Raw genomic sequence first — 25,733 nt, forward strand, 5'->3', positions numbered from 1 at the left:
CGGGTCACCAGGCCTCGCCGGTCAGCCGGCGGTAGGCGTCGGCATAGCGGGCGCGGGTGTGGTCCACCACCGCGTCGGGCAGCGGGGGCGGGGGCGCATCCGCGGCTCGGTCCCAGCCGGACTCGGTGAGCAACCAGTTCCGCACGTACTGCTTGTCGAATGCCTCGGGTACGCCGCCCTCGGCGCGCGAGGCCCGCCAGGCCTCGGCATCCCAGAACCGCGAGGAGTCGGGGGTGAGCACCTCGTCGGCGAGCACGATGGTGCCGTCGCGGCGGACCCCGAATTCGAGCTTGGTGTCGGCCAGCACGAGCCCCCGCTGGGCGGCGATGTCGCGGGCGTGGGCATAGATCCGCATCGTCAGGTCACGGATCGCGGCGGCGCGCCGGGCGCCGATGGTCGCCTCGACCGTGGCGAAGTCGACGTTCTCGTCGTGCTCGCCGACGGCGGCCTTGGTCGCGGGGGTGAAGATCGGCTCCGGCAGCTCGTCGCCGTCGCTCAGCCCGTCCGGCAGCGCCACGCCGCACACGGTCCGGTCGCGCTGGTACTCCGCCCAGCCCGAGCCGGTCAGGTAGCCGCGGGCCACGCACTCGACGCCGATCATCTCCAGCCGCTCGCAGATCACCGCGCGGCCGGCCACGGCCCCTGGCACCTCGGTCGAGACGACGTGGTTGGGCACCAGGTCGGCGAGCCGGTCGAACCACCACTGGGAGAGCTGGGTGAGGATCGCGCCTTTGTCGGGTACGCCGGGTCGGAGCACGTGGTCGAAGGCGCTGATCCGGTCGGTCGCCACCATCAGCAGCGTGTCGGGATCGGGCAGGGCGTACAGCTCCCGGATCTTGCCGGCATGCACCAGCGGCAGTCCGAGGGAATCGGCGAAGACGGGGCGCTCGGTCACGGCGCGAGCCTAGTCGCGCGTACCGCTGTTCCGGTCTTTGGCGGGGTGCGCGACGCGCGACCTCGCCACGGTGCAGAATCAGTGTCCATGAGTCGACACGAGGCGAGTGCGGAGAAGCCCACCGACACCACGGGGCAGGAGGCGGCCGCTGAGGTCGGGCAGCGGACCCGCGAGACCGATGACGGCAGCGGCGGGCGCGGGCAGCGCGCCGCCATCGTCTACAACCCGACCAAGGTCGAGTTGGACGTGCTGAAGGCCGCGGTGCAGGCCGCCGAGGCCGAGGCCGGCTGGGCGGAGTCGCTGTGGATCGAGACCAGCGAGGACGATCCCGGCACCGGGATGGCGCGCGAGGCCGTCGACGCCGGTGTCGACGTGGTGCTGGCCGCCGGCGGTGACGGAACGGTACGCGCGGTGGCCGAGGGCCTGCGCGGCAGCCGCGTCGCGCTCGGGCTGCTGCCCGCCGGCACGGGAAACCTGCTGGCCCGCAATCTCGATCTCACCCTGGACAACCTCGGCGAGTCGGTGTCGACCGCCTTCACCGGCCGCACCCGTGATCTTGATCTCGGCCTGGTGACGATCATCCGGCCGGACGGGAAGACCGAGGAGCACGCCTTCGTGGTGATGGCCGGCATGGGCCTGGACGCCCAGCTCATGGAGAACACCGACGAAGACCTGAAGAAGAAGATGGGCTGGGTCGCCTACGCCAAGTCGATGGCCACCGCGATCCGCGGCGGTCGGCGGATCAAGCTGATGTATCGCTACGACGGCGAGCGTCCCCGACGCGGCCGCCTGCACACCCTGCTGATCGGCAACTGCGGTTCGCTTCCCGGCAACATCTTGCTGCTGCCCGAGGCCGCCGTGGACGACGGCATCCTCGATGTCGTCGCCCTGAGCCCGGAGGGTCCGCTCGGCTGGCTGCAGATCTGGTGGAAGGTGCTGGTGGAGAACGCGATCCTGCACCGCACCGGCGTCGGCGAGAAGTTCCGGGGCACCGACAAGGACATCCGCGCGCTCAGCTACCAGCGGGTGGAGACCGTGGAGGTACGCCTCACCAAGCCCGAGCCGTTCGAACTGGACGGCGACGAGTTCGGCGAGCTGACCGGGTTCAAGGTCTGGGTCGAGCAGCACGGGCTGCGGGTGCGGGTGCCGGCCGACTCCTGACCCCACCGGGCCCCTGAGCCGGCGCCGGGGACTCCCGGAGCGGCCCCTGAACAGCGGCGGATGCCCTTGGGCGCGCGCGCATCGGCGGGCATCGTGGTTGGCGTACCCGATCCAGTACGAGAGGACCCGATCATGGCAACCGCCACCTTGGCCCGTCCCCGCAACGAGCGCGTCATCGCCGGCGTGTGTTCCGGCATCGCCCGCCGGTTCGGCCTGAATGCCAATCTGGTGCGGTTGATCTTCGTGCTCAGCCTGCTGTTGCCGGGCCCGCAGATCCTGATCTACCTGCTCGGCTGGATCCTGCTGCCGAACGAGTGATCCGCGGGTCACCCTCGATCGTCTCTTTCCCCTCCCCGGAACGGGTCGCCGCGATTCGCGGCGACCCGTTCGTCACGTCCGGGCGGTGGAGCCGGATCAGTTGCCGGTCAGCTTCTTCTTGAACTCCTCGAGCTTGTCCTTGATCTTCGCCTTGTCCTGGGCACGCTTCTCCTCACGCGCCTGCTTGCGGGCCTCGCGCTCGTCCTCCGCACGCACCTCGGCCGCCGCCTCCAGGTCGGCCACCAGCGCCTCGGCGTCCCAGCGCTGCACCGTGCCGCCGTCGGCGGCGACGGTCTCGTCGACGACGGCCGCGGAGGGCTCCTCCACGTGTGCGATCAGTGCGGTCTGGCCGGGCTCGATCCGCTTGGCGACATCGTCGAGCACCGCGAGGCCGTCGGCATCGTCGTCAAGGTCGACCGAGGTGCCGACCAGCGCGCCCGTGGCCCAGCCGAGCAACACGCCGACCGGTCCGCCGAGAATGCCCACCAGGGCGCCGATCAGGCCGCCACCGAGCGCGCCGCTGCCCGCCTCGTTGTCCGCCCCCGTGTCGACCTGGAGCTTGCCGTCGGAATCGCGCTTCACGATCGCCGCCGAGTCGAGCGTCAGCTCGCCCGCGGCGTCCATCTGCTGGAGTCGAGTCAGGTACTCATAGCATTTGCTCGGCTCCGGAAAGGTGATCAGTACAACACTGGACTGCATGTCGTCCCCCTTCGGAGTGGTACCGCGGGCTCGCGGACCGGGCCCGCTGGTCCCAGCCTGCGCCCGCCGGGCGGCTACCGCAAGGGGGTGTCGAACCTAGAGCACCGCGCCGGGGCGGTACGCCGCCGCTTCCGGCTCGGCTGCCGCCAGTTCCTCGATCCGCCGGACGACCCTCGCCACCTGGGACCGGGCGATGCCGGTGAGGTCGAGCGGCGCGGCCAGCGCCTCGCGCAGGGCGGACTCGTCGACGCCCCGCAGCCGCGGGTCGGCCGCCAGCCGGGCGAGCAGATCGTTCTCGGGCTGGCCCTCGCGCATGGCGAGTGCCACCGCCACCGCGTGTTCCTTGATCACCTCGTGGGCGAGTTCGCGACCGATGCCGGAGCGTACCGCCGCCATCAGCACCTTGGTGGTGGCCAGGAACGGCAGATAGCGCCGCAGCTCGGCCTCGATCACGGCCGGGAACGCGCCGAACTCGTCGAGCACCGTGAGGAACGTCTCGAACAGCCCGTCGATCGCATAGCTGGCGTCGGGCAGCGCGATCCGGCGCACCACCGAGCAGGACACGTCGCCCTCGTTCCATTGATCACCGGCGAGCTCGCCGGCCATCGACACGTAGCCGCGGATGATCACCGCGAGCCCGTTGATCCGTTCGGCGGAGCGGGTGTTCATCTTGTGCGGCATCGCGCTGGAGCCGACCTGGCCCGGCCGGAAGCCCTCGGTGACGAGCTCGTTGCCCGCCATCAGCCGGATCGTCGTGGCGAGGTTGCTGGGCGCGGCGGCGACCTGGGCCAGGGCGGTGATCGCCTCGTAGTCGAGCGAGCGTGGATAGACCTGCCCGGTCGAGTCGAGCACCGCGGGTACGCCGAGGTGCTCCGCGACGCGTCGCTGCAGTTCGGCGAGCCTGGCCTCGTCGCCGTCCAACAGGTCGAGCATGTCCTGGCCGGTGCCCATCGGCCCGGAGATGCCGCGCAGCGGATAGCGGTTGATCAACTCGGTCAGCCGGGCGTGGGCGACCAGCAGCTCGTCGGCGACCGTCGCGAACCGCTTGCCCAGCGTGGTGATCTGGCCCGGCACGTTGTGCGAGCGGCCCGCCATCGGCAGTTCGGCGTACCGCGCCGCGAGCTCGGCGAGCCGGGCCAGCGCCGCGACCACCCGGCCGGCGACCAGGCGCAGCGCGCTGATCATCTGCAATTGCTCGACATTCTCGGTGAGATCGCGGCTGGTCATCCCTTTGTGCACGTGCTCGTGCCCGGCGAGCGCGTTGAACTCCTCGATCCGCGCCTTCACGTCGTGCCGGGTGACCCGCTCGCGCTCGGCGATCGAGTCGAGGTCGACCCGGTCGATCACCCGCTCGTAGTCGGCGATCACCGCATCCGGATCGTCGCCGCCGAAGTCGACCCCGAGGTCGCGCTGGGCGGCCAGCACGGCCAGCCAGAGCCGCCGCTCGGCGATGATCTTGTTCTCCGGGGACCAGATCCGGCGCATCTGCTCCGATGCGTAGCGCGTCGCGAGGACGTTGGGAACCTCACTCACCGGCCGCCTCCTTCGCGATGTCGGACCGGCTGAAACCGCCGGGCAGTTCGATCTTGCCGAGCAGCCGGTACGCCTCGGCACGAGCCTGCGCGAGGCTCGGGCCGTTGCCGACGACGGTCAGCACCCGGCCGCCGGCGGCGATCAGCCGCCCCTCGGCGTCGCGCGCGGTGCCGGCATGCAGGACCCGCGCCGCCTCGTCGTCGGCGAGGCCGTCCGGTCCGGTGATCACGCCGCCCTTGACCGGGGCGGCCGGATAGCCCTCGGCGGCGAGCACGACGCCCACCGCGTACCCGGCCGCGAATGCGAGCGGCGGCTGGTCGGCCAGTCGACCGGTCGCCGCGGCGTACAACACCTGCGCGAGCGGCGATTCCAGCAGGCTGAGCAGGGGCTGGGTCTCCGGATCGCCGAAGCGGGCGTTGAACTCGACCACCCGCAGGCCGCGCGAGGTGAGCGCGAGGCCGGCATAGACCAGCCCGGCGAATGGCGTACCGCGCCGGCGCAGCTCGTCGACCGCGGGCTGGATCACCGTCGCGACCGTCTGCTCGACAAGATCATCCGGCGCCCAGTCGAGCGGGGTGTAGGCGCCCATCCCACCGGTGTTCGGGCCCGCGTCGCCGTCGTGGGCGCGCTTGAAGTCCTGCGCCGGCTGCAATGGGCGAACACTCACCCCGTCGGTGATCGCGAAGAGGCTGACCTCCGGTCCGTCGAGGTACTCCTCGATGATCACCCGACCGCAGGAACGCGCGTGCGCCAACGCGGCCGCGCGATCGTCGGTGACGACGACGCCCTTGCCGGCGGCCAGGCCGTCGTCCTTGACCACGTAGGGTGCGCCGAACTCGTCCAGCGCGGCGGCCGCCTGTTCGGCATCCTCACAGACCCGGGCGGCTGCGGTCGGAATGCCGGCGGCCGCCATCACCTCCTTGGCGAAGGCCTTCGAACCCTCCAGCCGCGCGGCATCGGCGCCCGGCCCGAAGACGGCCACCCCGGCCTCGCGAAGATCGTCGGCCACGCCGGCGACCAGCGGCACCTCCGGCCCGATCACCACCAGATCGGCGCCGATCGCCGCCGCCAGCCGGACGACGGCAGCACCGTCGGCGGGATCGACATCGTGGTTGGTGGCCACGGTCGCGGTGCCCGGATTGCCGGGAGCGCAGTGCACGGACTCCACCGCCGGGTCGCGGGCGATGGCGGCGGCGAGGGCGTGCTCGCGGCCACCCGAACCGAGAACCAGGACGGTACGCGGGGCTGCATCGGTCACGTGGCGAGCCTAGCGGGCGGCCGCGGTGCGCAGTCGGTACGCCAGATGGCCGGCCTGCCAGCCGAGCATCCACACGCCGACCAGCGCCGCGGCGGCCGCGCCGGCGCCGGTGATCATCCCGACCGCCGCGATGATGATCATGCCGACCGCCAATGGCAGGAAGAAGCCCAGTCGGAACAGCCAGGCGAAGGGCAGGAAGTGCGCTCCGACCACGAGGGCGACCCAGGCCGGCTGGATGTCGGTACGTCCCTGCGCGCCGAGCCATTGCCCGCCTGCCACGATCGCGACCACCATGATCAACACGCTGGCGAGATAGCCGGGACCGGCATGACGGTGCGACTCCGGCATGGGTGGCGGCACGCGGCGGCCGAGCACCAGCACCACGATCGCGAGTGCGATGGCCACGCCGCGGATCAGCCAGGCCCACGGCTCACCGAAGGCGCCGGCGTTCACCAGAGCAAAGGCCAGACCGCCGGTCAGCCCGATGATCGCGCCGATCACGGCGAAGGGTGGCCGGCGCCCCTCAGAGGAGGTCATTGATCATCACGGCCTGCTCGCGGCCGGGGCCGACGCCGATGCCGGAGATCCGCGCCCCGCAGAGCTCCTCCAGGCGCCGCACATAGGCCTGCGTCGCCTTCGGGAAGTCGGCGAAGTCGCGTACCCCGGTGATGTCCTCGGTCCAGCCGTCGAGCACCTCGTAGACGGGCTTGGCGTGGTGGAAGTCGGTCTGGCTGACCGGCATCACGTCGGTCCGCTCGCCGTCGATCTCGTAGGCGACGCAGACCGGGATCTTGTCCCAGCCGGTCAGCGTGTCCAGCTTGGTCAAGAAGATGTCGGTGAAGCCGTTGGCATTCGCCGCCGATTCGACGACCAGCGCGTCGAACCAGCCGCAGCGGCGCGGCCGCCCGGTCGTGGTGCCGAACTCACCGCCCGCCTCGCGCAGCTTCTCGCCGTCGGCGTCCAGCAGCTCGGTCGGCATCGGGCCCTCGCCGACCCGGGTGGTGTAGGCCTTGGCGATCCCGACGACCCGATCGATCCGGGTCGGCCCGACCCCCGAGCCGACGCACGCGCCGGCCGCGATTGGGTTGGAGGAAGTGACATAGGGGTAGGTGCCGTGATCGACATCCAGGTGGTGCGCCTGGGCACCCTCGAAGAGCACGACCTTGCCCTCGTCGAGGGCGTCGTTCAGGATCCGGGAGGCGTCGACCACGTAGGGGCGCAGCTTGTCCGCATAGGTCAACAGGTGATCGGCGATCTCCTCGGGGTCGATCGCGCGCCGGTTGTAGACCTTGAGCAGCAGGTGGTTCTTCTGGTCGAGCGCCGCCTCCACCTTGCGCCGCAGGATCGACTCGTCGAACAGGTCCTGGATCCGGATGCCGATCCGGTTGATCTTGTCGGCGTACGCCGGTCCGACCCCCCGACCGGTCGTGCCGATCTTGGCCTTGCCCAGGAACCGCTCGGTGACCTTGTCGATCGTCTGGTGGTAGCTGGTGATCACGTGCGCGTTCGCGCTGATCAGCGGGTGTTGGACATCGGCGCCGCGGGCGCGCAGGTCGGTCAGCTCCTTGTCCAACACGTCGAGGTCGACGACCACGCCGTTGCCGATCACCGGGGTGACGCCGGGGTTGAGGATGCCCGAGGGGAGCAGGTGCAGGGCGTATCGCTCTCCGCCGACGACGATGGTGTGCCCGGCGTTGTTGCCGCCGGAATAGCGGACGCAGTAGTCGACCCGGTCCCCGAGTTGGTCGGTTGCCTTGCCCTTGCCCTCGTCGCCCCACTGGGCGCCCATCACGACGATGCCCGGCATCTTGTTCGTAGCCCCTCTTTCAGCGAACGACCCCCGAGACAGCCCGCACCGCGGGGTCAAGGGGGTCCTTGACGCCTCACTTTAGCAAGTGGATCAGCCGTCGCCCGCTTCGTGCTCGGCGAGCTGTGCCCCCAGGATCTGCATGGCTTCGCCGAAGCGACCCGGATCGGGGCCGGCGTAGTTCAGCCTCAGGTGCGGTCCGGTCGGCTCGGCCGGAAACCACTCGTCGCCGGCGGCGACCAGCAGCCCCGCCTTCTCGCAGGCGCCGACGAGCGCGGCGAGATCCACCCCGTCGGCCAGCCGCACCCACAGATTGAGGCCGCCGCCCGGCACCGCGGTCAACTGTGCCGACGGCACGTGTTCTCGCAGTTGCGCGATCATCAGGTCACGGCGGGCACCGAGCTGTCGGCGCAGCCCGCGCAGGTGGGTACGCCAACCGGGCTGGGTGACCACGTCCAGCGCCGCCGCCTGGAGCAGCGGACTGACATAGAGCGGCCCGGCCCGCAGGTCCGCGAGCACCCGCTCCCGCGCCGGTCCGCGGATGATCGCCGCCGCGACTCGGAGCGCGGGCGAGACGCTCTTGGTGAGCGAGCGCAGGTACACCACGTGACCGTCGACGTCGCGCGCGGCGAGCGGCACCGCCTCTGTGGTGATGCCGAAGTCGTGAGCCCAGTCGTCCTCGACCACGAAGGCGCCGAACCGGGCGACGATCTCGCGCACCCGAGCGGCCCGGGCATTCGACCACTGTGCGCCCGTCGGGTTGGCGAAGTTCGGTTGCGCATAGAAGACGCGGGCCCCGGTGCTGGCGAACGCCTGCTCGAGCTGGTCGGGATCCGGCCCGTCGGGACCGCTCGGTACCGGAACCATCGGTACGCCGACCTGCGCGGCCGCGTGGATCGCGCCCCAGTAGGTCGGAGACTCGACCAGGAGCGGCATCCCGCCCGGGCCGACCAATGCCCGAAAGATGGCCGCCAGCCCACTCTGACTGCCCGGCAGGACCGCGACATCGCTCGCGGCCGGTGCGCTCATCCCGGCCGGCACCAGACCGGCCAGGTCGGCCGCGAACCAGGCCCGCAGCTCCGGCAGGCCGGCTGCCGGCGAACGGGCCAGCGCCGCGGCCGAGCGACCGGCCCGCGTGAGCGCCCCACGCACCAGGCGGTGCGGCAAGAGTTCGCGGTCGGGATAGCCCTCGTGCAGGGCGATCGCGTCGGCGAGCGCCGGCCGCAGGGCCGTCGGCTCGGCGACCCCCGGACTGCGCCGCGGGCCGAGCGCCAGGGTCTGCCAGCCGAAGTCCTGGTTCTGCGGCGTCCTGGGCGCCAGCGCGAACGCTCCCGCGCCGGGTCGGGTCTCGATCAGCCCCTCGGCCACCAACGCGCGAAGCGCATTCTGCACGGTCAGCGGGCTGACGGCGTACTCGGCGACCAACGACCTGGTCGGCGGCAGCCGGGCGCCGGCCGGGGCGGACGCCAGCCAGCGGCGAAGGTCCGCCGCGATCTGCGAACTGCTATCGTTCATCGTGAAAACGGATAATAGCGCTATCGCTTCGCGACACCTATCGCTATCGACGTCCGGACTGCTGTGGGGGCTGATCGGGATCGCCGGGTTCTCGCTGACCACGCCGCTGACCCGGCTGGCCGTACACGAGGGGCTGTCGGCGACATTCGTCGGCGCGGCCCGCGGAGTCGTCGCCGCCGCGCTGGCCGCCGTGGCCCTGGTCCTGACCCGCCAGCCGGCGCCGCGGGGGCGGCAGTGGATCCGCGTCGCGGTGGTGGCGGCCGGGATCGTCGTCGGGTTCTCGATGTTCAGCTCGTACGCACTCGCCGCGATGCCCGCCAGCCACGCCGCTGTCATCCTCGCCGTCTTGCCGACGCTGACCGCGGTCTTCGCCGCGCTCCGCACCGGCGAGCGACCCCCGCGCGCGTTCTGGTGGTTCACCGGCACCGGAATGGTCGCGGCAATCGGATTCGCCATGGCGGGAGCGGGCACTCCGGGCCAGCTCGGCTGGCCCGACCTGTTGCTCTTCGGCGCGGTTCTCGCGGCGGCGATCGGTTATGCCGAAGGTGGGCTGCTGGCCCGCGAGCTGGGCGCGTGGCAGACCGTGTGTTGGGCGCTGCTCATCGCCGCGCCCGTGATGGCGGCGATCACCACGATCGACCTGTCGATCCAGCTACCGCGGGCCACCGCGGCGGGCTGGCTCTCCTTCGGCTATCTCTGCCTGGTCAGCATGTTCGGGGCCTATGTGGCCTGGTATCGCGGGCTCGCGATCGGGCCGATGGTGCGAGTCAGCCAGGTGCAACTCGTCCAACCGGTGCTGAGCATCGGCTGGGCGGCACTGCTGCTCGGCGAGCGGGTGACCTGGGCGACGGTGGTCGGGGCGGCGGCCGTGATCGCCTGTGCGGCGGCCGCCGTGCGCGTCCGGTTCAGCGCGGCCGGGCGGTGAGCTCCGCGTACCCCGACTCGCTCGAATCGCGCAGGAACTGGCTGCAGCGCTCGGCCTCGGCGGCCTCGCCGATGCGGTCGGCTGCCCGGGCGAGCGCCCAGAGCGCGCGCAGGAAGCCCTGATTGGGCACGTGCTCCCACGGGATCGGCCCGGACCCCTTCCAGCCGGCCCGACGCAAGGCATCGAGGCCGCGGTGGTAACCGGTGCGCGCATAGGCGTACGCCGCGATGTCCCCGGCCCGGCTGTCCAGCCCCAACGAACCCTCGGCGAGGATCGCCCAGGCCAGGCTCGAGTCGGGATGCGCCGCGAGGATGTCCAGGAAGGCCTCCTGCCCGCCCTCGGCCAGATCGGCGGCGGCCAGGTCCGCGGCGGCGGGATCTTCCGGGAGTCGGGTCTGCGGGGTCGTGGTCGCACCGGACAGCAGGTTCTTCGGCGCCGAGGGGTTGCTCATTGCGTTGATTCTGCCACCGGCGGGTTAGAGTCATCCGTCGGTGCCTCGCAGCCCGCGAGCGCCGCTGGGAGGAGCAATGACGACGGTGGCCGACTGGCGGGAGTTTCCGCCGCTGCAGTTGCATCCGTTCCTGCTCGGCGCGCTCGAGGAGTTCGCCCGGCACGGCTACGACGGGACGTCCGTGCGTACTCTCGCCCAACGGCTCGGGGTGACCGTGCCCGCGCTCTACTACTACTACGAGAACAAGCAGGCGATGCTCGTCGCCCTGCTCGAGCACGCGATGGACCGGGTCATCTCCTATGTGGATGCCGCACTCGCCGATGCCGGCCCCGACGCGGAGTCGCGGCTGCGGGCCGTGGTCGAGGCGCTGGTGCTGTACTTCGCCCACTACCCCGACCTGGCGGCCATGGACACCGAGCGGCGCAGCCTCGATCCGGCGAATCTCGCCGCCTACATCGCCCGGCGCGACGAGGCCGAGCGGCAGTTGCGCGACGTCATCGGCGACGGCGTCGCCGATGGCACCTTCAGCACGCCCTGGCCCTATGAGTGCACCCGCGCGATCTTCACCATGTGCCAGGGGATCTCGAAGTGGTACCGCCTGGACGGGCCCGTCGGGCCGTCGGAGATGGCGCAGCGTTATGTTCAGCTCGCCCTTGCCATGCTGCGCACCGCGAGCTGACCGGCCGGCCACTCAGTCGCCGACCAGGACGTCCAGCACTCGTGGGGCAAAGAACCGTCGGTTGTACGACCCGGATCTGGCGGGCTGCAGGATGTCGAGCTCGACCAACTGGCCGACCAGCTTGTTCACTCGGTTGTACGACAACCCCAGGTCGGCCTGCGGCCCACTTCCGCGAATCGGGACAAGGCTCCCCGGAGCCTCGTTCCCAAACATTTCGATGTCCACAATGCAACTCTTAGGCGCGATCAGTGAGATTCTCCGCGGCGTCGTCGCACTTGTGGAGAACTTCAGCCGACCACACCCGCGGCGCGGAGCGCATCGGCATCGATCCCGAGTTCGGCCAACACCTCGTCGGTGTGTTGGCCGATCCGCGGCGGCGGACCGGGCAGCTCGGGCTCGGTGACCGAGAGCCGCGGGGCCGGGGCGGGCTGCCAGCCGGCGCCGTCTGCCCCGGCGGGAAGATAGGCCCGGCGCGCCGCCAGGTGCGGATCGTGTGGCGCCTCGCCCGGCGTGCAGACCGCCGTCACACAGGCGTCCCGGCCCTCGAAGGCTGCCAGCCAATCCGCCAGCGGGCGGCCGCGGATGATCTCGGCGAACAGCTCGCCGAGCTCGGGCCAGTTCGCCGGGTCGTCGCGATCCGGCAGCTCACGGTCGGCCAGCCCGAGACCGTCGAGCAACTCGGCCCAGAACTGCGGCTCCATCGCGGCGACGGCCAGGAACCGGTCGTCGGCAGTCCGATAGACCCGGTAGTACGGCGCGCCGCCGTCCATCGGATTGCGTTTGATCACCCCGGTATTGATCATCGCGTGGTGCATCGCCATCAGCGACGCGGCCCCGTCGACGATCGCGGCGTCGACGACCTGCCCCCGACCGGTTTCGCGAGCGTGCAGCAGCGCGGCCAGGATGCCCGTGACCAGATAGAGCGAGCCGCCGCCGAAATCGCCGAGCACGTTCTCCGGCGGCACGGGTACGCCGTCCGCGCCCCGGCCCAGCGCGAGCGCGCCGGCCGCTGCGATGTAGTTCAGGTCGTGCCCGGCCAGATGGGCATACGGCCCGGACTGACCCCAGCCCGTCATCCGGCCGTAGACCAGCCGTGGGTTGCGCGCAGCGACGTCCTCGGGCCCGACGCCGAGCCGCTCGGCCACGCCGGGCCGGAAGCCCTCGATGATCACGTCCGCCCGCTCGGCGAGCGCCAGCACCACCTCCCGGCCGGCCGGCTGCTTGAGGTCGACGGCGATCGAGCGGCGTCCGCGATCGATGACGGCGTGCGCGAGGGCCCGCAGTTCGTCACCGCCGAGGTCGGCCGCCCGATCCACCCGAATGATCTCGGCCCCGAGGTCGGCCAGCAGCATGCCGGCGAAGGGCCCCGGGCCGATTCCGGCCAGCTCGACGACGCGTACCCCGGCGAGCGGGCCCGCCACGTCAGCCGAGCCGCTCGATGATCGTCGCGTTCGCCATGCCGCCGCCCTCGCACATGGTCTGCAGGCCATAGCGGCCGCCGGTCGCCTCCAGCGTGTTGACCAAGGTGGCCATCAGCTTCACCCCGGACGCGCCGAGCGGGTGCCCCAGCGCGATCGCGCCGCCGCGCGGGTTCAGCTTCTCGGGGTCGGCCTTGAGCTCGGCCGCCCACGCCAGCGGCACCGACGCGAACGCCTCGTTCACCTCGTAGACGTCGAGATCGTCCATCCCGAGCCCGGAGCGCGCGAGCACCTTCTCGGTGGCCGGGATCGGGCCGGTCAGCATGAACAACGGATCCGAGCCGGCGACGGCGAAGTCGTGGAACCGGGCGCGCGGCGTGAGGCCGAGCTCCTTGGCCTTCTCCGCCGACATGATCAACGACGCCGACGCGCCGTCGGTCAGCGGCGAGGAGTTGCCCGGGGTGATCCGCCAGTCCAGCTCGGGGAAGCGGGCGGCCATCTTCTCGGTGCCGAAGACGGTCGGCAGCCCGGCAAGCTTCTCCGCTGTGGTGGAGCCGCGTACCGTCTCGTCGGCGCTGAACTCGACCTGGTTGCCCTCGGCATCGGTGACGGGTACGCCGATCAGCTCGTTGGCGAAGCCTCCGGCGGCGGCCGTCTCGGCGGCGAGCCGGTGGCTGCGCGCGGCGTACTCGTCCAACGTGGCCCGGTCGAAGCCCCACTTGTTGGCGATCAGCTCGGCCGAGACGCCCTGGTTCACCAGGCCCTCGGGGTAGCGCTCGCGGACAGCGGAGCCGAGCGCGTCGGCGCCGGCGACCGGGCTGCCCATCGGCACCCGCGACATCGACTCGACACCACCCGCGACGACGATGTCGTACGCCCCGCTGAGCACGCCCTGTGCGGCGAAGTGCAGCGCCTGCTGGCTGGAACCGCACTGGCGGTCGATCGTGGTGGCGGGCACCGACTCGGGCCAGCCCGCCCCGAGCACAGCGTTGCGGGCCACGTTCAGCGCCTGCTCGCCACCCTGGTCGACGCAACCGATGATCACGTCGTCGATCCGCTCGGGGTCGATGCCCGTGCGCTCGACCAGCGTGCGGAGCGTGTGGGCGAGCAGGTCCACCGGGTGGGTGCCCGACAGCGCGCCGCCCGGCTTGCCCTTGCCCGAGGGCGTACGGATGATGTCAACGATCACTGCGTCGGTCATGATTCTCCTTGATCAGGAACTGTTCCTCAGTCGGTGAAGCGCGGCTCGCGCCGCTCGAGAAAGGCCTTGGTGCCCTCGGCGAAGTCCGCCGCACGCATCAGGTCGCGCTGACCCTCGGCCTCGCGACGCAACACCCCGGCGAGATCGGGCAGCGCGGCGGCGTTGATCGCCTGCTTGGCCCGGGCCAGCGCCACCCGGGGCCGGCGGACCAGCCGGACAACCCAGTCGTCGACGAAGGCGTCGAGGTCGTCGGCCTTCACCGCCGCGGCGATCAGCCCGGTGGCGAGCGCCTCGTCGGCGCCGATCCGGTCGGCGAACAGGGCGGCCCGCATCGCCCGGACCCGGCCGCCGGTGGCGGGCCAGGTCGCGGTGACCGCGCCGTCCGGCATCAGCCCGATGTTGCTGAACGGCAACAACAGGTAGGCATCGGCGCTCATCACCGGCAGGTCCGCGGCGAGCGCGATCGACGCGCCGATGCCCGCGGCCGGCCCGTTGACCCGGGTGATCACGATCGCATCGCCCTCGATCATCGCGGTGATCAACTTGTCCGCGGCGTCCAGGGTGTCTCCGGGGCCGGCCGCACGGTCGCGACCGAGATCGGCGCCGGAGGTGAAGGCTCGTCCGGCGCCGGTGATCACGACCACCCGGTCGCCGCCACTGGTGATCTCGTCGGCCACGCGCTCGATCAGGTCGGCGGTCAGCGCGTTCAGCTTGTCCGGCCGGTTCAGGGTCAGCCGGGCGACGCCGTCGGCGCGCTCGACGATCAGGTCCTCGCTCACTTGGGCGCCATCCGGATCGCGCCGTCGAGGCGGATGACCTCGCCGTTCAGCATGGGATTCGCGATGATCGCCGCGGCGAGTTCGGCGTACTCCTCGGGGCGGCCCAGCCGGCTCGGGTTGGGCACCTGCTGACCCAGCGAGGCCCGCGCCTCGTCGGGCAGCCGCGCCAGCATCGGGGTGTCGAACAGCCCGGGCGCGATCGTCATCACGCGGATCTGCCGGTTGGCGAGATCGCGGGCGATCGGCAGCGTCATCCCGACCACGCCGCCCTTGGAGGCGGAATAGGCGGCCTGGCCGACCTGCCCCTCGTACGCCGCGACCGACGCGGTGTTGATGATCACGCCGCGCTCGTCGTCGACCGGCTCGTTCTCGCTCATCGCCGCGGCGGCCAGCCGGATCACGTTGAACGTGCCGACCAGGTTGACCTGGACAATCGTCGCGAACTGCTCCAGCGGGTAGGGCTGGCCGTCGCGGCCGACGGTGCGGGCCGGCCCGCCGATCCCGGCGCAGTTCACCACGACGGAGAGCGTGCGGTCGGCATTGGCCCGGGCGACGGCCTCGGCGACCGCCTCCTCCTCGCGAACGTCGGCGGCGACGAACTCGGCGCCCGCCGCGGTCAGTGCGCCGGGATCGGCCCCGCCGAGGTCGAGTCCGAAGACGCGGGCGCCGTCGGCCGCCAGGCGCGTGGCCGTGGCGAGGCCGAGGCCGGAGGCGGCACCCGTGACGAGGGCCGTGCGGCCGTTGAGCTTCATTGGTCAGTCGTCCTTCGGTCGGGAACGCGAACGTGCTTAGCGTACGCTAAGCGGCCCGCCCCGGGCAGCCCCCGCCCCGATACGCGTCAGCCCTTCAGCGACGTGCCGGCGCTGCGAAGCTGCTGGCAGGCCTCGACGACGCGCTGAGCCATCCCGCCCTCGGCCAGCTTGCCCCAGGCGCGCGGGTCGTAGTCCTTCTTGTTGCCGACCTCGTCGTCGACCTTCAGCACGCCGTCGTACTTGGTGAACATGTGCCCGGCGACCGGGCGGGTGAACGCGTACTGCGTGTCGGTGTCGATGTTCATCTTGATCACGCCGTAGTCCACCGCGGCGCTGATCTCCTCCGCCGTCGAGCCGGAACCGCCGTGGAAGACGAGATCGAAGGGCTTGTCCTTGCCGACCTTCTCGCCGACCGCGTCCTGGATCTCCTTCAGCACCTCCGGTCGCAGCTTCACCGAGCCCGGCTTGTAGACGCCGTGCACGTTGCCGAAGGTCAGGGCGGTGATGTAGCGACCCTTGTCGCCCGTGCCCAACGCCTCGACCGTGGCCAGCCCGTCGGCAACGGTGGTGTAGAGCTTCTCGTTGATCTCGTTCGCGACGCCGTCCTCCTCGCCGCCGACCACACCGACCTCGATCTCCAGAATGATCTTGGCCCTGGCGGCCTCGGCGAGCAGCTCCTCGGCGATCTGCAGGTTCTCCTCCAACGGCACCGCCGAGCCGTCCCACATGTGGGACTGGAAGAGCGGGGCCTGCCCGTTCGCGACGCGCTCGGCGCTGATCTTGAGCAGCGGGCGGACGAAGCCGTCCAGCTTGTCCTTGGGGCAGTGGTCGGTGTGCAGCGCGATGTTGACCGGGTAGTTCTTGGCGACCTCGGTCGCGTACTCGGCGAGCGCGACCGCGCCGGTGACCATGTTTTTGATCGTCGGTCCGGAGCCGTACTCGGCGCCGCCGGTGGAGATCTGGATGATGCCGTCCGAGCCGGCCTCGGCGAATCCGGCCAGGGCGGCGTTGATCGTCTGCGAGCTCGAGATGTTGATCGCCGGGTAGGCGAATGATCCCTTCTTGGCCGCGTCGAACATCTCGGCGTACACCTCGGGGCTGGCGATGGGCATGGCGACCACCTTTCGGATCGTGGGGCGCTGCGAGCGGTTGCTCGGATCAGTCTTGCAGGTCAGTCCTCGATGGCCGACAGGTCCACCCCGTGCCGGCCCCGGGAGAAGATCCGGACCGCCGACTCGAGGCTTCCGGGCAGTACGCCGAGGGCATCCACCGGGTACTCGTCGCGCCCGAGGCGATGGTCGATCCGCAGCAGCGGTCCGTGCAGCGCACCGCCGGGGAGGGTCGTGATCGCCTGCACGGCCTCCCACGGGGCCTTGCCCGCCGAGGTGGTGATCCCGTCGTGATCGATCTCGAAGGCGATCCCCTCGCCCGCCAGGCCGAGCTCCTGGTGCGCCCGGACGGCGCGCAGGATCCCGTAGCCGAGGAATCCGGCCCCGCTGAGCACGGACAGCCCGAAGAACACCATCACGAAGAACGGCAGCGAGACCCCCGCCCGCGTCGCGGCGATCCACGCGGTCACCGCGACCAGGCCGACCAGCGTGCCGGTCAGGGACACGGCGGGCCAGGTCAGCCCGCGCAGCGCGCCCTCGCGACGCTCGGTGAGCGCGCCACGCTCCCAGGGCACCGGGGTCCGGGTCAGTTGCTGCAGCACGGGCCAATCCTGCCACGCAGGGGTGCGCGGGCTCAGTTCTCCCGTGCCCCGTGCGGGGTGACCGCCATGTGGATCCGGTAGCGATCGCCGCGATACCAGGAGGTGGCGTACTCGATCGCCCGCTCGCCGGCCCAGGTGACGCGCTCCTGGACCAGCAACGGCGCTCGTTTGGGTACGCCGAGCAGCCGCGCGTGGTTGGAGTCCGCGGCCCCCGCGAAGACCGACTGTTCGCCCGAGGTGGCGATCACGCCGTAGTCGCTGGCGAAGATGTCGTAGAGCGAACCGAGCTCCTTGCCGAGCAGGCCGGGGAACTGCAGACAGGGGTAATAGCCGAGCTCGTGCGCCATCGGCGTACCGTCCGCGGTGCGCAGCCGCTCGACGCGCACGACGCGGTCGCCGGTCGCGATGCCCAGGCCGTTCGCCACGTGCGGCGGCGCGTCCATCTCGCCGGCGTCCAGCACGCGGGTCCCGGGCTCCAGGCCGCGGGCGCGCATCTCGCGGGAGAACGAGGTCAGGTGCAACCGCGAGTCCACTCGCGGACCCGTGACATAGGTGCCCTTGCCGTGCACGCGCTCCAGGCGGCCGTCCGCGACGAGGTCGGAGATGGCCTGCCGCACGGTCACCCGGCTCACCCCGAGCCGGCGGACCAGGCTGCGCTCGGAGTCGATCGCGTCGCCGGCGCGCAGCTTGCTGTCGATCAGCTCGCTGAGCATCAGCTTCACCTGCGCCCGCTTGGTGCTGGGGCGGACGGCCGAGTCGGGCTCGGCCAGTGGATCGGGCGCCACCGTCGCTCCCTCCTGAAAGACCAGTCAATACCAGTATGGCGCACCGGCCGAGCCGTTGGGTACGCCTCAGCTCCGCGGGTGCTGCGTCGACCAGGCATACATCGCGATCGCCGCCGCCGCGCCGGCATTGATCGAACGCGTCGAGCCGTGCTGGGTGATCGCCACCAGCCGCTGGCAGGCCGCGACCAGCTCCGGCGTCAATCCGGGGCCCTCGGACCCGAACGCCAGGCAGCAGCGCTCGGGCAGTGCGGTGGTCTCCAGCGGCCCGGCGCCGGGCAGATTGTCGACGCCGACCAGGGCGTACCCCGTCCCGCCGTCGGCGGGCGCGGCAAGCGCGGCGACGAACTCCTCGACCGAGGCGTGATGATGCACCGACAGGTAGCGGTCGGTGACCATCGCGCCGCGGCGGTTCCAGCGGCGGCGCCCGATGATGTGCACCCCGGCCACGTTGAAGGCGTTGGCGGTGCGCACGATGGAGCCGATGTTGAAGTCGTGCTCCCAGTTCTGGATCGCGATCTGCAAGGGTGCCCGGGTCCGGTCGAGTTCGGCGACGATCGCCGGCAGCGTCCAGTAGCGGAACCGGTCCTCGACATTGCGGCGATCGCCGCCCGCCAACAGCTCCGGATCGAGGCGCGGATCGTCCGGCCACGGTCGCGGATGGGGGCCGACCCCGACGGCCGATTCAGGGCCGAGGGAGGGATTCTCGGGGTCGCCGACGCTCACCGCGCCGACGTTAGCCGGGTTAGGGTGACACCGTGACCCAGCCGACGCCCGCCCGTGACCCGGAGACCCCCGGGCTCCGGTCCGAAGACATCGAGGCGACACTGTCCGTCGCCCGGGACCAGCCGGACCTGACGCCGGCACTGGTCGACTCGTTCGCCGACCGGGTCCAGGCGGAGATCGAGCGGCGCTCCCGGGCCGGCGAACTGGCCCAGCAGAACGCCAGCACCAGCGCGGCCGAGGCGGCCAAGGCCGATTCCACCCAGCAGATGGTGCTGGGCATCGTCTCGCTCGGCGTCGGCATTCCGCTCACCGCCATCGCCGCGGGCACCACCGGCATCGCCGGGCTGCTGATCGCCTGGATCGGCATCGCCCTGGTCAACATGGCCTACGCCCTCAGGAAGAACCGCCGCTCCGGGTCGTGAGGTCTCCTCACTCGGGTCGCAGGCCGCCGACGAGGGTGGTGCCCTCCTCGGTGCGGTCCAGCACGATTGCCAGTCCGGCGTCGGACGTCCCCCACGGTACGGCGGCATCCGGGTCCATGTCGGTGACCTCCCGGCCGTCCCAGACGGCCTTGATCCCGGACCGGCTGCCGTAGAGATAGCGGTCGTTGGGCGCCGCCTGGGAGTTCCACTCGTCGTCGATCGTGGTGAATCCGGTACGCAGGTCGACCAGCATCGGGCCCGCGCTGGCCAGCGCCCGGCCCGGTGAGACCGTCAGGAACATCCCCCCGCGCAGCGTGTCATCGCTCACCTGGGACAGCGCGAGCAGTTCCCCGCTCCGCGCATCGTGCAGGCTGGCGACCTTGCGCCGACCGTCCGACGTGTCCCACCAGGCGAAGACCACCCCTCGTGCCGCCCAGGCCGGATGCGGACTCCCCCGGGCGCCGCGCGGGACATCCGGGGTCACGCGTTCCTGGTCGTCGCCGCCGGTCAGCAACCAGCCGCCCTCCTGGGGCGCGGAGATCACCTGCTCGGCGTCGGCCGCCATCGCCACCTCGTCACGCGGCACGTCGACCGAGCGCAGGTTGAGGTCCGGTCCGACCGTCCAGGTGCCGGACGGCGCGGTGACCAGCAACGAACCGCCTGTCCAGGTCACCGCCGACTGCGGGGGCAGCACCCGGGCCGACAGCTCGGGGGAACCCGACGCATCGTCCAGCCGGCTCAGGTACAGATCCTGCCCGTCGATGATCCCGGCCACCGGCGTACCGCCGGCATCGGCGATCACCGGTCGCGCGCTGGTCGAGATCACCACCGGCTTGGAGGCCCACATCACCTCGCCCCCGTCGGCATTCAGCACCACCAGCGACCCGTTGGCATTGATGGTGGCGATCCGGTTGTTGCTGACCGCGATGTCCCGGGTCTCCGAGATCTCCTGCGACCAGGCGAACTGAGAGCTCCAGCCCGGCGGCGCCGGGCGCGACAGCTCGCTGCCAGCGGCTGCCGGCGGTGGTGCCGGCGGCGGCTGGACCAGGGCCCGCCAGCCGGCGTACCCCGACAGGCCGACGGCGAGGACCAGCAGGAACACCCCGATGGGCAGCAGGGCCGAGCGCACCAGGCCGGGACCGCGGCTACGCGGCGACGGGGATGGCTGCGGGGACGGCCGCCACGTCGGTGAGCCGCTCGAATGCGGCACCGACGCCAGGTGCCGGCCGCCCTCGTGGCGATCCTGCTGCGGCCAGTGCGGCGCGCCGCGTCCGTCGGGATCGCCCGCACTCACGGCGTGGGCTCCGGGGTCGAGGTGGCGGGGCCCGGGCTCGTCGCGCTCGGGGCCTGGTAGGCCGATGCCGTGGGCGTCGGGGACCCGCGGAATGCCTCGTCGTCATCGGTCGGCGCGGGCTGCGGCGTCGGGGTGGGCGAGGACGGCCCGACCAGCGCCGTGTCGCTGGGCTGGTCGAGCCGCAGCGGATAGATCACACCATCGGACACCCGGACCCCGCCAACTCTCATCGCGCCCCGCTCGTCGCGGTCCGGGATCAGCTCCGGGGAATCGACGCCGTCCGCGGCGAACTCGTCCGGCAGCACCCGCGCGGAGATCCGTCCGTCCGCGCCCTGGGTGGCGCCCTCCGCATTCGGCTGCAGGCGCCGGTCGACGACGACGAGGGTCTGGCGGGCGATCATGTCGCGCGGATCGACGTCGCCGATCTCGTAGCTGTAGACGAAGGTGTACCGACCGTCGCGCTCGGGTACGAAGCCGTAGTCCACGCCCCCCGGGGCGACGGCGGCCCGGAAGCTCGGCAACGGCTCGGGCTCGGCCGTCGGATCGTCGGTCGGTGTCGGCGACGACGAGGTCGGCGGCGACGGCTCCGGCGGTTGTGGTGACGGTTCCGGGGGCTGGGGCGTCGACGGGGGCTCGGGCGACGGCGCGGGCGGCTCCTGGCTGGCTCCGCCCTCGGGCGCGGAGTCCGACGGGGCGGGTTCGGACGGTTGCGGGCGCGGTGTGGCGTCCGGGCGGTTCTGCGGGTTGTTGCCCGGCGGCATCGACGCCTCGCCATCGTTCGGCTCGCCGGGCGCGTCGGGCCCGCGCGGAGAGCGGCCGACGTGATCGTCGTCATGGCGGGCTTCGGGATCGAGCCCTCCGCCATTGCCCGTGCCCTCGCGGTCGGGATCGGTCGGGCTGCCCGGATCCGGCCGCGGTGAGGCGTCGGGATCCTTCGGCCGTGGGTTGAGGATGGTCTCGTCCGCGCCGCGCGGGGCGACCTGGTCGACAGGCGAGGTCCGGTCGTTGATGATCGCGACCGTCACCACCACGACGACGCCGACGGCCGCCGCGAGCAGCACGACGAGCGCGCGGCGACGGTTCCGTTCGCCGGTCTCCTCAGCCATCGGCCGCCCTTCGGGTTCGCTGACCGGACCGCCGGCTCACCCGGGGCCCGCCCGCGATGGTACCGATTTCGGGCCGGGGCAGACAGTTGCGGGCTCAGCGCGCGGGCGGATCCTGACGCGGTTCGGGCTGCGCCGCCGGCTGCTGGCCGAAGCCCTGCGGCTGCTGCGGAGCCTGCTGGCCGAGCTGCGGCTGCCCGCCAGTCGCACCGCCCGTCGAGGCGTCACCCCGGTAGGCGATCTCGCCGAAGTTCACGTCGGGCGCCTGGCGTACCGCCGGGTCGTTGACCTCGAAATAGGTCGCGCGCTGGAAGCCGAGCGGCCCGGCGAACAGGTTGCCCGGGAAGCTCTCCTGCTTGGTGTTGTACTCGCGCACGTTGGCGTTGTAGAACCGCCGCCCGGCCGCGATCCGGTCCTCGGTCTCGGCGAGCTGCTTCTGCAGTTCGAGGAAGTTCTGATTGCTCTGCAGTTGCGGGTACGCCTCGACGCTGACCAGCAGATTGCGGACCGCGCCGGAGAGCTGCTCCTCCGCCTGGGCCCGCTCGGGGCTCGGGATCTCGCCCTCGCGCTGGGCGAGCGAGGCGGCCTGGTTGCGCAGCCGGGTGATGTTCTCCAGGGTGTTGCGCTCGTGGGCGGCCGACGCCCGGACGGTCTCGACCAGATTCGGCAACAGCTCATAGCGCCGGTTCAGCTCGACATCGACCTGACGCCACGACTCCTGGACGAGATTGCGCAGCCGGACCAGGCCGTTGTACATGCCGATGGCGGCGATCACGGCCACCAGAACGATGGCGACGAAGACGATCAGGGCGATCAGAAATCCGTTCACTGTCCCGCTTCCTTCCCGAGGCCGAGGTCAGCCGCGCTGACAGCGTAACGGTAGGGCAGGCCCGCCTCGGCGATCGCCTGCCCGGCCCCGGTGTCGCGGTCCACGATGCAGGCGACGGCGACCACCTCGCCGCCCATCCGGCGTACCGCATCGACCGCGGTCAGGGCCGAGGCTCCCGTTGTGGAGGTGTCCTCGACCACCAGAACCCGGCGCCCGGCGACATCGGTGCCCTCGATCAGCCGCTGCATGCCGTGGGCCTTCTGCGCCTTGCGGACCACGAACGCATCCAGGCGCTGCCCGTCCGCCGCGGCCGCGTGCAGCATCGCCGTCGCGACCGGGTCGGCGCCGAGGGTCAGGCCGCCGACGGCGTCGAAGTCGAGATCGGCCACGAGCTCGCGCATCACCCGGCCCAGGACCGGCGCCGCGACCCCGTCGAGCGTCACCCGCCGCATGTCGATGTAGTAGTCGGCCTCCGCGCCCGAGGAGAGCGTCACCCGGCCGTGCACCACCCCGAGGCGACGAATGTGCTCGACCAGCGCCGCGCGATCGCGGCTCACTTGTTCTCGGTGTTGGTCAGTTCGGCGAACCCGATCGAGCGATCCGGCGAGCGGAACAGGTCGGTGCAGGTGGTCAGCGTGAGGATTGCCTCGGTCGGTTTCTGCCCGCTCTTGCCAGGCACGGGATCGAGCGGCCAGGTCTCGCTGTCCTTCACGGTCACGTCCTTGGGCGCCTGGGTGATCGTGTAGGTGTAGATGGCCTTGCGGGTCTCGACGACCACGGTGTCGCCGACCTCGAGCTCGAGCAGCTTGGCGAACGGCTCACCGTGGGTGACCCGGTGCCCGGCGACCGCGAAGTTCCCGACCTCGCCCGGCTGTGCCGTCTCCTCGTACCAGCCGAGGCCGCGGGCGAGCGTACCCGGATCGGTGCCCTTGAGCACCGGCACCTCGTAGTCGTCGCCCAGCTTCGGAATCCGCATCAGCGCCACTGCGTCGCCCGGGACGGCGGCACCGGGCTCGCTGGTCACCGGGTCGCTGTCGGGCTGCTTCCACTGCTCGCGCAGATTGGTGCGTTCCTCGCTGAAGGCGCGCTGGGACACCACATTGGTGCCGAAGTACTGCCAGCCGATGTAGCCGAGACAGCCGAGGCCGATCACCAGCAACAAGACGCCGACGACGGTCAACGGCGAGACGCCCCGCTTCTTCTTGGGCTTGCGGGCACGGCTCGGGGCAGGATCAACCCGGGTCATGGAGTCATTCTCACCTGCTGCGGCGCCGAGTCCAAACCCCTGGGGGGTGATTTGTCCGCGCCGCGATACCACCTGCCGACGTCGGGGGACCAGGTGGCGAGGATGACCAGCGCGATGTAGATCGCCGCCGGCGCCCACAGGGCCGGGCTGGACCACTGCCACCACGCCCCCCAGGCCATCGCGATCACGCCCCAGACGGTGGTCGCGATCCGCACCCAGGGGGCCCGCGTCAGCAGCATGCCGCCGAGCACCACGGCGACCAGCGCGGGCACGTAGGCGGCCCAGGCGCCGCCGTTGACCAGCCCGAGATGGAAGGAGTTCAACAGGTGATAGGTGCCGTTGTAGCCGTCCACACCCGCGATCGAGGCCATCGCGCCGGTCACGGCCAGCCAGAACATGGTGAAGCCGCACAACCAGACCAGCGATCCGACCATGGTGGCGACGGCGGCGGCCGTCAGCAGCCCCGGCCGGGGCGCGCCGGAGGTCGCCGGCCCGGCGCCCGGGCGCGGGGGGTACGCCGGGCCGCGCGGGGGTCGCATCGGCATCCGCTGCCACGGCTGTGGCGGCGGCAACGACGGCCCGGGGAAGCTCACCGCACCGACGCTACCTCAGGGCTTGGTCCGCCAGACCCGCTCGAACGGCAGCCGCCAGGCATGCGGCGCGATCAACTGGTGCACGGCATTCGGGCCCCAGGTCCCCTGCGGATAGGGCTTCACCGGCGGCGGGTTGTCCAGCAGCGGCTGGGAGACCTGCCACAGACTCTCGATGCCCTCCGCGGAGGTGAACAGCGTGTGATCACCGCGCATGGCGTCCATGATCAACCGCTCGTAGGCCTCCAGGACATCGTCGGCGGCATCGGTCTCGGAGGTGGAGAACTGCATCGACAGCTTGTCCAGCTTCATCCCCGGACCGGGCCGCTTCCCGTAGAAGGACAGCGAGATCTTCGCCTCGTCGGCCAGATCGAAGGTGAGGTGATCCGGGCCCATCGCGTCCACCCCGGAGCCGGCCGGGAACATCGACTTCGGCGCCTCCTTGAACGCGATCGAGATGATCCGCATCCCCTCGGCCATCTTCTTGCCGGTACGCAGGTAGAACGGGATGCCGGCCCAGCGCCAGTTGTCGATCCGCACCCGCAGGGCGATGAACGTCTCGGTGTCGGAATCGCGCGCGACCCCCTTCTCCGACCGGTAGCCCTGGTACTGCCCGCGTACCACCTCGTGCGGCCGGATCACCTCCATCGAGCGGAAGACCTTGTTCTTCTCCTCGCTGATCGACTTCGGCTCCAGCGCGGTCGGCGGCTCCATCGCGACGAAGGCCAGCACCTGGAACAGGTGCGTGACGACCATGTCGCGGTAGGCGCCGGTCGGCTCGTAGAAGGAGGCGCGTTGATCAAGACCGAGCGACTCGGGGATGTCGATCTGCACATGATCGATGAAGTTGCGGTTCCAGATCGGCTCGAACAATCCGTTCGCGAAGCGGAACGCCAAGATGTTCAGCGCCGCCTCCTTGCCGAGGAAGTGATCGATCCGGAAGATCTGGCTCTCGTCGAAGGTCTCGTGCACCTCGTCGTTCAGGGCGATGGCGCTGGCCAGGTCGGTGCCGAACGGCTTCTCCATCACCACCCGGGAGTTCTCCACCAGCCCGGCGTCCTTGAGCATGGTCAACACCGCCGAGGCGGCCTTCGGCGGGACGCTCAGGTAGTGCAGCAGGCGGGCCTTCGGACCAAGATCGAACTCGGCCTTGTGCACCACGTCGGCGAGCGCCTGCGGTCCGGCCGAACTGGGCACGTAGTGCAGCCGCTGGCTGAACTCGGCCCACTGCTCGGCGCTCAGCTTGTGGGTGCCGTACTTGTCGATCGCCGTCTTGGCGAACTCGCGGAACTGCTCGGTGGTCATGTCCTCCAGCGACGTGCCGACGACCTCGATGTCGGGCGTCAGGTCGGACACGGACAGGTACGCCAGGCCCGGCAGTAGCTTGCGCTGGGCCAGGTCACCGGTCGCCCCGAACAACACGATGACGTGCGGGGCGATCTTCTCGGTGCCGCCGCGCCGGCGGGCGGCGGGGTCGGGATAGGCGATGTTGTCGGCGGGGTGCAGCGCGGAGTCCGGGGTCGTGTTCTCAGGCACACGCCCATCGTCGCACCGGCCGCGAGCCCGCGCGGATGCGGGGGCCGTCAGCCGGTCGACCATTCGGAATGCATTTGTATACAATCGGATGCAACGCGTGCGG

General features: G+C 71.2%; 28 protein-coding genes. 5 read left to right on the top strand and 23 right to left on the bottom strand.

What is annotated here, in order from left to right:
• Positions 1–4: 4 nt before the first annotated feature.
• The gene (locus tag GGQ54_RS06350; protein WP_343045870.1) at positions 5–895 is read right to left on the bottom strand and encodes a phosphoribosylaminoimidazolesuccinocarboxamide synthase; all 891 of its coding nucleotides are present in this window, start codon (positions 893–895) and stop codon (positions 5–7) included.
• An 87-nt stretch (positions 896–982) separates the two neighbouring features.
• Here GGQ54_RS06350 and GGQ54_RS06355 point away from each other — a divergent pair, with 87 nt between their 5' ends.
• Positions 983–2,056, top strand: a complete 1,074-nt coding sequence (locus GGQ54_RS06355) for a diacylglycerol/lipid kinase family protein (RefSeq protein ID WP_179444624.1) — start codon at positions 983–985, stop codon at positions 2,054–2,056.
• Between the two features lie 132 nt (positions 2,057–2,188).
• On the top strand, positions 2,189–2,374 hold the full coding sequence (locus GGQ54_RS06360; protein WP_179444625.1) for a PspC domain-containing protein: 186 nt from the start codon (positions 2,189–2,191) through the stop codon (positions 2,372–2,374).
• 96 nt (positions 2,375–2,470) lie between these two features.
• On the opposite strand, the gene GGQ54_RS06365 is transcribed toward GGQ54_RS06360, so the two are convergent.
• The 6 genes from GGQ54_RS06365 to GGQ54_RS06390 all read right to left on the bottom strand — a co-directional run bounded on the left by GGQ54_RS06365 (position 2,471) and on the right by GGQ54_RS06390 (position 9,186).
• The gene (locus GGQ54_RS06365; RefSeq protein WP_179444626.1) at positions 2,471–3,073 is read right to left on the bottom strand and encodes a DUF1269 domain-containing protein; all 603 of its coding nucleotides are present in this window, start codon (positions 3,071–3,073) and stop codon (positions 2,471–2,473) included.
• A gap of 96 nt (positions 3,074–3,169) precedes the next feature.
• Positions 3,170–4,606: an adenylosuccinate lyase gene (purB, locus tag GGQ54_RS06370; RefSeq protein WP_343045871.1), complete on the bottom strand. Its 1,437-nt coding sequence runs from the start codon at positions 4,604–4,606 to the stop codon at positions 3,170–3,172.
• A complete protein-coding gene (gene purD, locus GGQ54_RS06375; protein ID WP_179444627.1) occupies positions 4,599–5,864 on the bottom strand; it encodes a phosphoribosylamine--glycine ligase in 1,266 nt (421 codons plus the stop codon). The genes purB and purD overlap by 8 nt, the downstream gene beginning before the upstream one ends.
• A gap of 9 nt (positions 5,865–5,873) precedes the next feature.
• Complete coding sequence (locus GGQ54_RS06380; RefSeq protein ID WP_179444628.1) at positions 5,874–6,401, bottom strand: hypothetical protein; 528 nt, start codon at positions 6,399–6,401, stop codon at positions 5,874–5,876.
• Positions 6,388–7,671 (bottom strand): adenylosuccinate synthase, encoded by a 1,284-nt coding sequence (locus GGQ54_RS06385; RefSeq protein WP_179444629.1) that lies wholly within the window; start codon positions 7,669–7,671, stop codon positions 6,388–6,390. The genes GGQ54_RS06380 and GGQ54_RS06385 overlap by 14 nt, the downstream gene beginning before the upstream one ends.
• Positions 7,672–7,764: 93 nt before the next feature.
• Positions 7,765–9,186 carry an aminotransferase-like domain-containing protein gene (locus GGQ54_RS06390; RefSeq protein ID WP_179444630.1) on the bottom strand — a complete coding sequence of 474 codons (1,422 nt, stop codon included), beginning with the start codon at positions 9,184–9,186 and terminating at the stop codon, positions 7,765–7,767.
• A gap of 1 nt (position 9,187) precedes the next feature.
• Between GGQ54_RS06390 and GGQ54_RS06395 the strand changes: the two genes are divergently transcribed.
• Positions 9,188–10,111 carry an EamA family transporter gene (locus tag GGQ54_RS06395; RefSeq protein WP_179444631.1) on the top strand — a complete coding sequence of 308 codons (924 nt, stop codon included), beginning with the start codon at positions 9,188–9,190 and terminating at the stop codon, positions 10,109–10,111.
• Here GGQ54_RS06395 and GGQ54_RS06400 read toward each other — a convergent pair.
• A complete protein-coding gene (locus tag GGQ54_RS06400; protein WP_179444632.1) occupies positions 10,092–10,562 on the bottom strand; it encodes a DUF3151 domain-containing protein in 471 nt (156 codons plus the stop codon). The genes GGQ54_RS06395 and GGQ54_RS06400 overlap by 20 nt on opposite strands.
• Before the next feature lie 76 nt (positions 10,563–10,638).
• On the opposite strand from GGQ54_RS06400, the gene GGQ54_RS06405 reads away from it, so the two are divergent.
• The gene (locus GGQ54_RS06405; RefSeq protein ID WP_179444633.1) at positions 10,639–11,241 is read left to right on the top strand and encodes a TetR/AcrR family transcriptional regulator; all 603 of its coding nucleotides are present in this window, start codon (positions 10,639–10,641) and stop codon (positions 11,239–11,241) included.
• A 287-nt stretch (positions 11,242–11,528) separates the two neighbouring features.
• Here GGQ54_RS06405 and GGQ54_RS06410 read toward each other — a convergent pair whose 3' ends face one another.
• From GGQ54_RS06410 to GGQ54_RS06445, 8 genes are all read right to left on the bottom strand, one after another.
• Positions 11,529–12,662, bottom strand: coding sequence for a CoA transferase (locus GGQ54_RS06410; RefSeq protein ID WP_179444634.1), 1,134 nt, complete (start codon positions 12,660–12,662; stop codon positions 11,529–11,531).
• A 1-nt stretch (position 12,663) separates the two neighbouring features.
• Entirely contained in the window at positions 12,664–13,860 is a 1,197-nt protein-coding gene (locus tag GGQ54_RS06415) for a thiolase family protein (RefSeq protein ID WP_179444635.1), read from the bottom strand.
• Between the two features lie 26 nt (positions 13,861–13,886).
• Positions 13,887–14,639, bottom strand: coding sequence for an enoyl-CoA hydratase-related protein (locus GGQ54_RS06420; protein ID WP_179444636.1), 753 nt, complete (start codon positions 14,637–14,639; stop codon positions 13,887–13,889).
• The gene (locus tag GGQ54_RS06425) at positions 14,636–15,391 is read right to left on the bottom strand and encodes an SDR family NAD(P)-dependent oxidoreductase (protein ID WP_179444637.1); all 756 of its coding nucleotides are present in this window, start codon (positions 15,389–15,391) and stop codon (positions 14,636–14,638) included. Before GGQ54_RS06425 ends, GGQ54_RS06420 begins: the two co-directional genes overlap by 4 nt.
• Before the next feature lie 86 nt (positions 15,392–15,477).
• Positions 15,478–16,512, bottom strand: a complete 1,035-nt coding sequence (fbaA, locus tag GGQ54_RS06430; RefSeq protein WP_343045872.1) for a class II fructose-bisphosphate aldolase — start codon at positions 16,510–16,512, stop codon at positions 15,478–15,480.
• Between the two features lie 50 nt (positions 16,513–16,562).
• Complete coding sequence (locus GGQ54_RS06435; protein WP_179444639.1) at positions 16,563–17,102, bottom strand: hypothetical protein; 540 nt, start codon at positions 17,100–17,102, stop codon at positions 16,563–16,565.
• Between the two features lie 32 nt (positions 17,103–17,134).
• Positions 17,135–17,887 (bottom strand): GntR family transcriptional regulator, encoded by a 753-nt coding sequence (locus tag GGQ54_RS06440; RefSeq protein ID WP_343045873.1) that lies wholly within the window; start codon positions 17,885–17,887, stop codon positions 17,135–17,137.
• 66 nt (positions 17,888–17,953) lie between these two features.
• Complete coding sequence (locus GGQ54_RS06445) at positions 17,954–18,505, bottom strand: TrmH family RNA methyltransferase (protein ID WP_218844051.1); 552 nt, start codon at positions 18,503–18,505, stop codon at positions 17,954–17,956.
• Between the two features lie 137 nt (positions 18,506–18,642).
• On the opposite strand from GGQ54_RS06445, the gene GGQ54_RS06450 reads away from it, so the two are divergent.
• Positions 18,643–19,032, top strand: coding sequence for a hypothetical protein (locus GGQ54_RS06450; RefSeq protein ID WP_179444641.1), 390 nt, complete (start codon positions 18,643–18,645; stop codon positions 19,030–19,032).
• A gap of 7 nt (positions 19,033–19,039) precedes the next feature.
• Here the strand turns inward: GGQ54_RS06450 and GGQ54_RS06455 are convergent, their stop codons facing one another.
• From GGQ54_RS06455 to zwf, 7 genes are all read right to left on the bottom strand, one after another.
• Positions 19,040–20,161, bottom strand: coding sequence for a PQQ-binding-like beta-propeller repeat protein (locus GGQ54_RS06455; RefSeq protein ID WP_179444642.1), 1,122 nt, complete (start codon positions 20,159–20,161; stop codon positions 19,040–19,042).
• A 161-nt stretch (positions 20,162–20,322) separates the two neighbouring features.
• The gene (locus GGQ54_RS06460; protein WP_179444643.1) at positions 20,323–21,432 is read right to left on the bottom strand and encodes a hypothetical protein; all 1,110 of its coding nucleotides are present in this window, start codon (positions 21,430–21,432) and stop codon (positions 20,323–20,325) included.
• 94 nt (positions 21,433–21,526) lie between these two features.
• A complete protein-coding gene (locus tag GGQ54_RS06465) occupies positions 21,527–22,258 on the bottom strand; it encodes a LemA family protein (protein ID WP_343045874.1) in 732 nt (243 codons plus the stop codon).
• Positions 22,255–22,815 (bottom strand): orotate phosphoribosyltransferase, encoded by a 561-nt coding sequence (gene pyrE, locus GGQ54_RS06470; RefSeq protein ID WP_179444644.1) that lies wholly within the window; start codon positions 22,813–22,815, stop codon positions 22,255–22,257. Before pyrE ends, GGQ54_RS06465 begins: the two co-directional genes overlap by 4 nt.
• Positions 22,812–23,504 carry a class E sortase gene (locus GGQ54_RS06475; RefSeq protein WP_179444645.1) on the bottom strand — a complete coding sequence of 231 codons (693 nt, stop codon included), beginning with the start codon at positions 23,502–23,504 and terminating at the stop codon, positions 22,812–22,814. Before GGQ54_RS06475 ends, pyrE begins: the two co-directional genes overlap by 4 nt.
• Positions 23,501–24,097, bottom strand: a complete 597-nt coding sequence (locus GGQ54_RS06480; RefSeq protein ID WP_179444646.1) for a hypothetical protein — start codon at positions 24,095–24,097, stop codon at positions 23,501–23,503. The genes GGQ54_RS06475 and GGQ54_RS06480 overlap by 4 nt, the downstream gene beginning before the upstream one ends.
• Before the next feature lie 15 nt (positions 24,098–24,112).
• On the bottom strand, positions 24,113–25,630 hold the full coding sequence (gene zwf / locus GGQ54_RS06485; RefSeq protein WP_343045875.1) for a glucose-6-phosphate dehydrogenase: 1,518 nt from the start codon (positions 25,628–25,630) through the stop codon (positions 24,113–24,115).
• Positions 25,631–25,733 lie beyond the last annotated feature (103 nt).

Source organism: Naumannella cuiyingiana (assembly GCF_013408305.1).
Taxonomy (GTDB): domain Bacteria; phylum Actinomycetota; class Actinomycetes; order Propionibacteriales; family Propionibacteriaceae; genus Naumannella; species Naumannella cuiyingiana.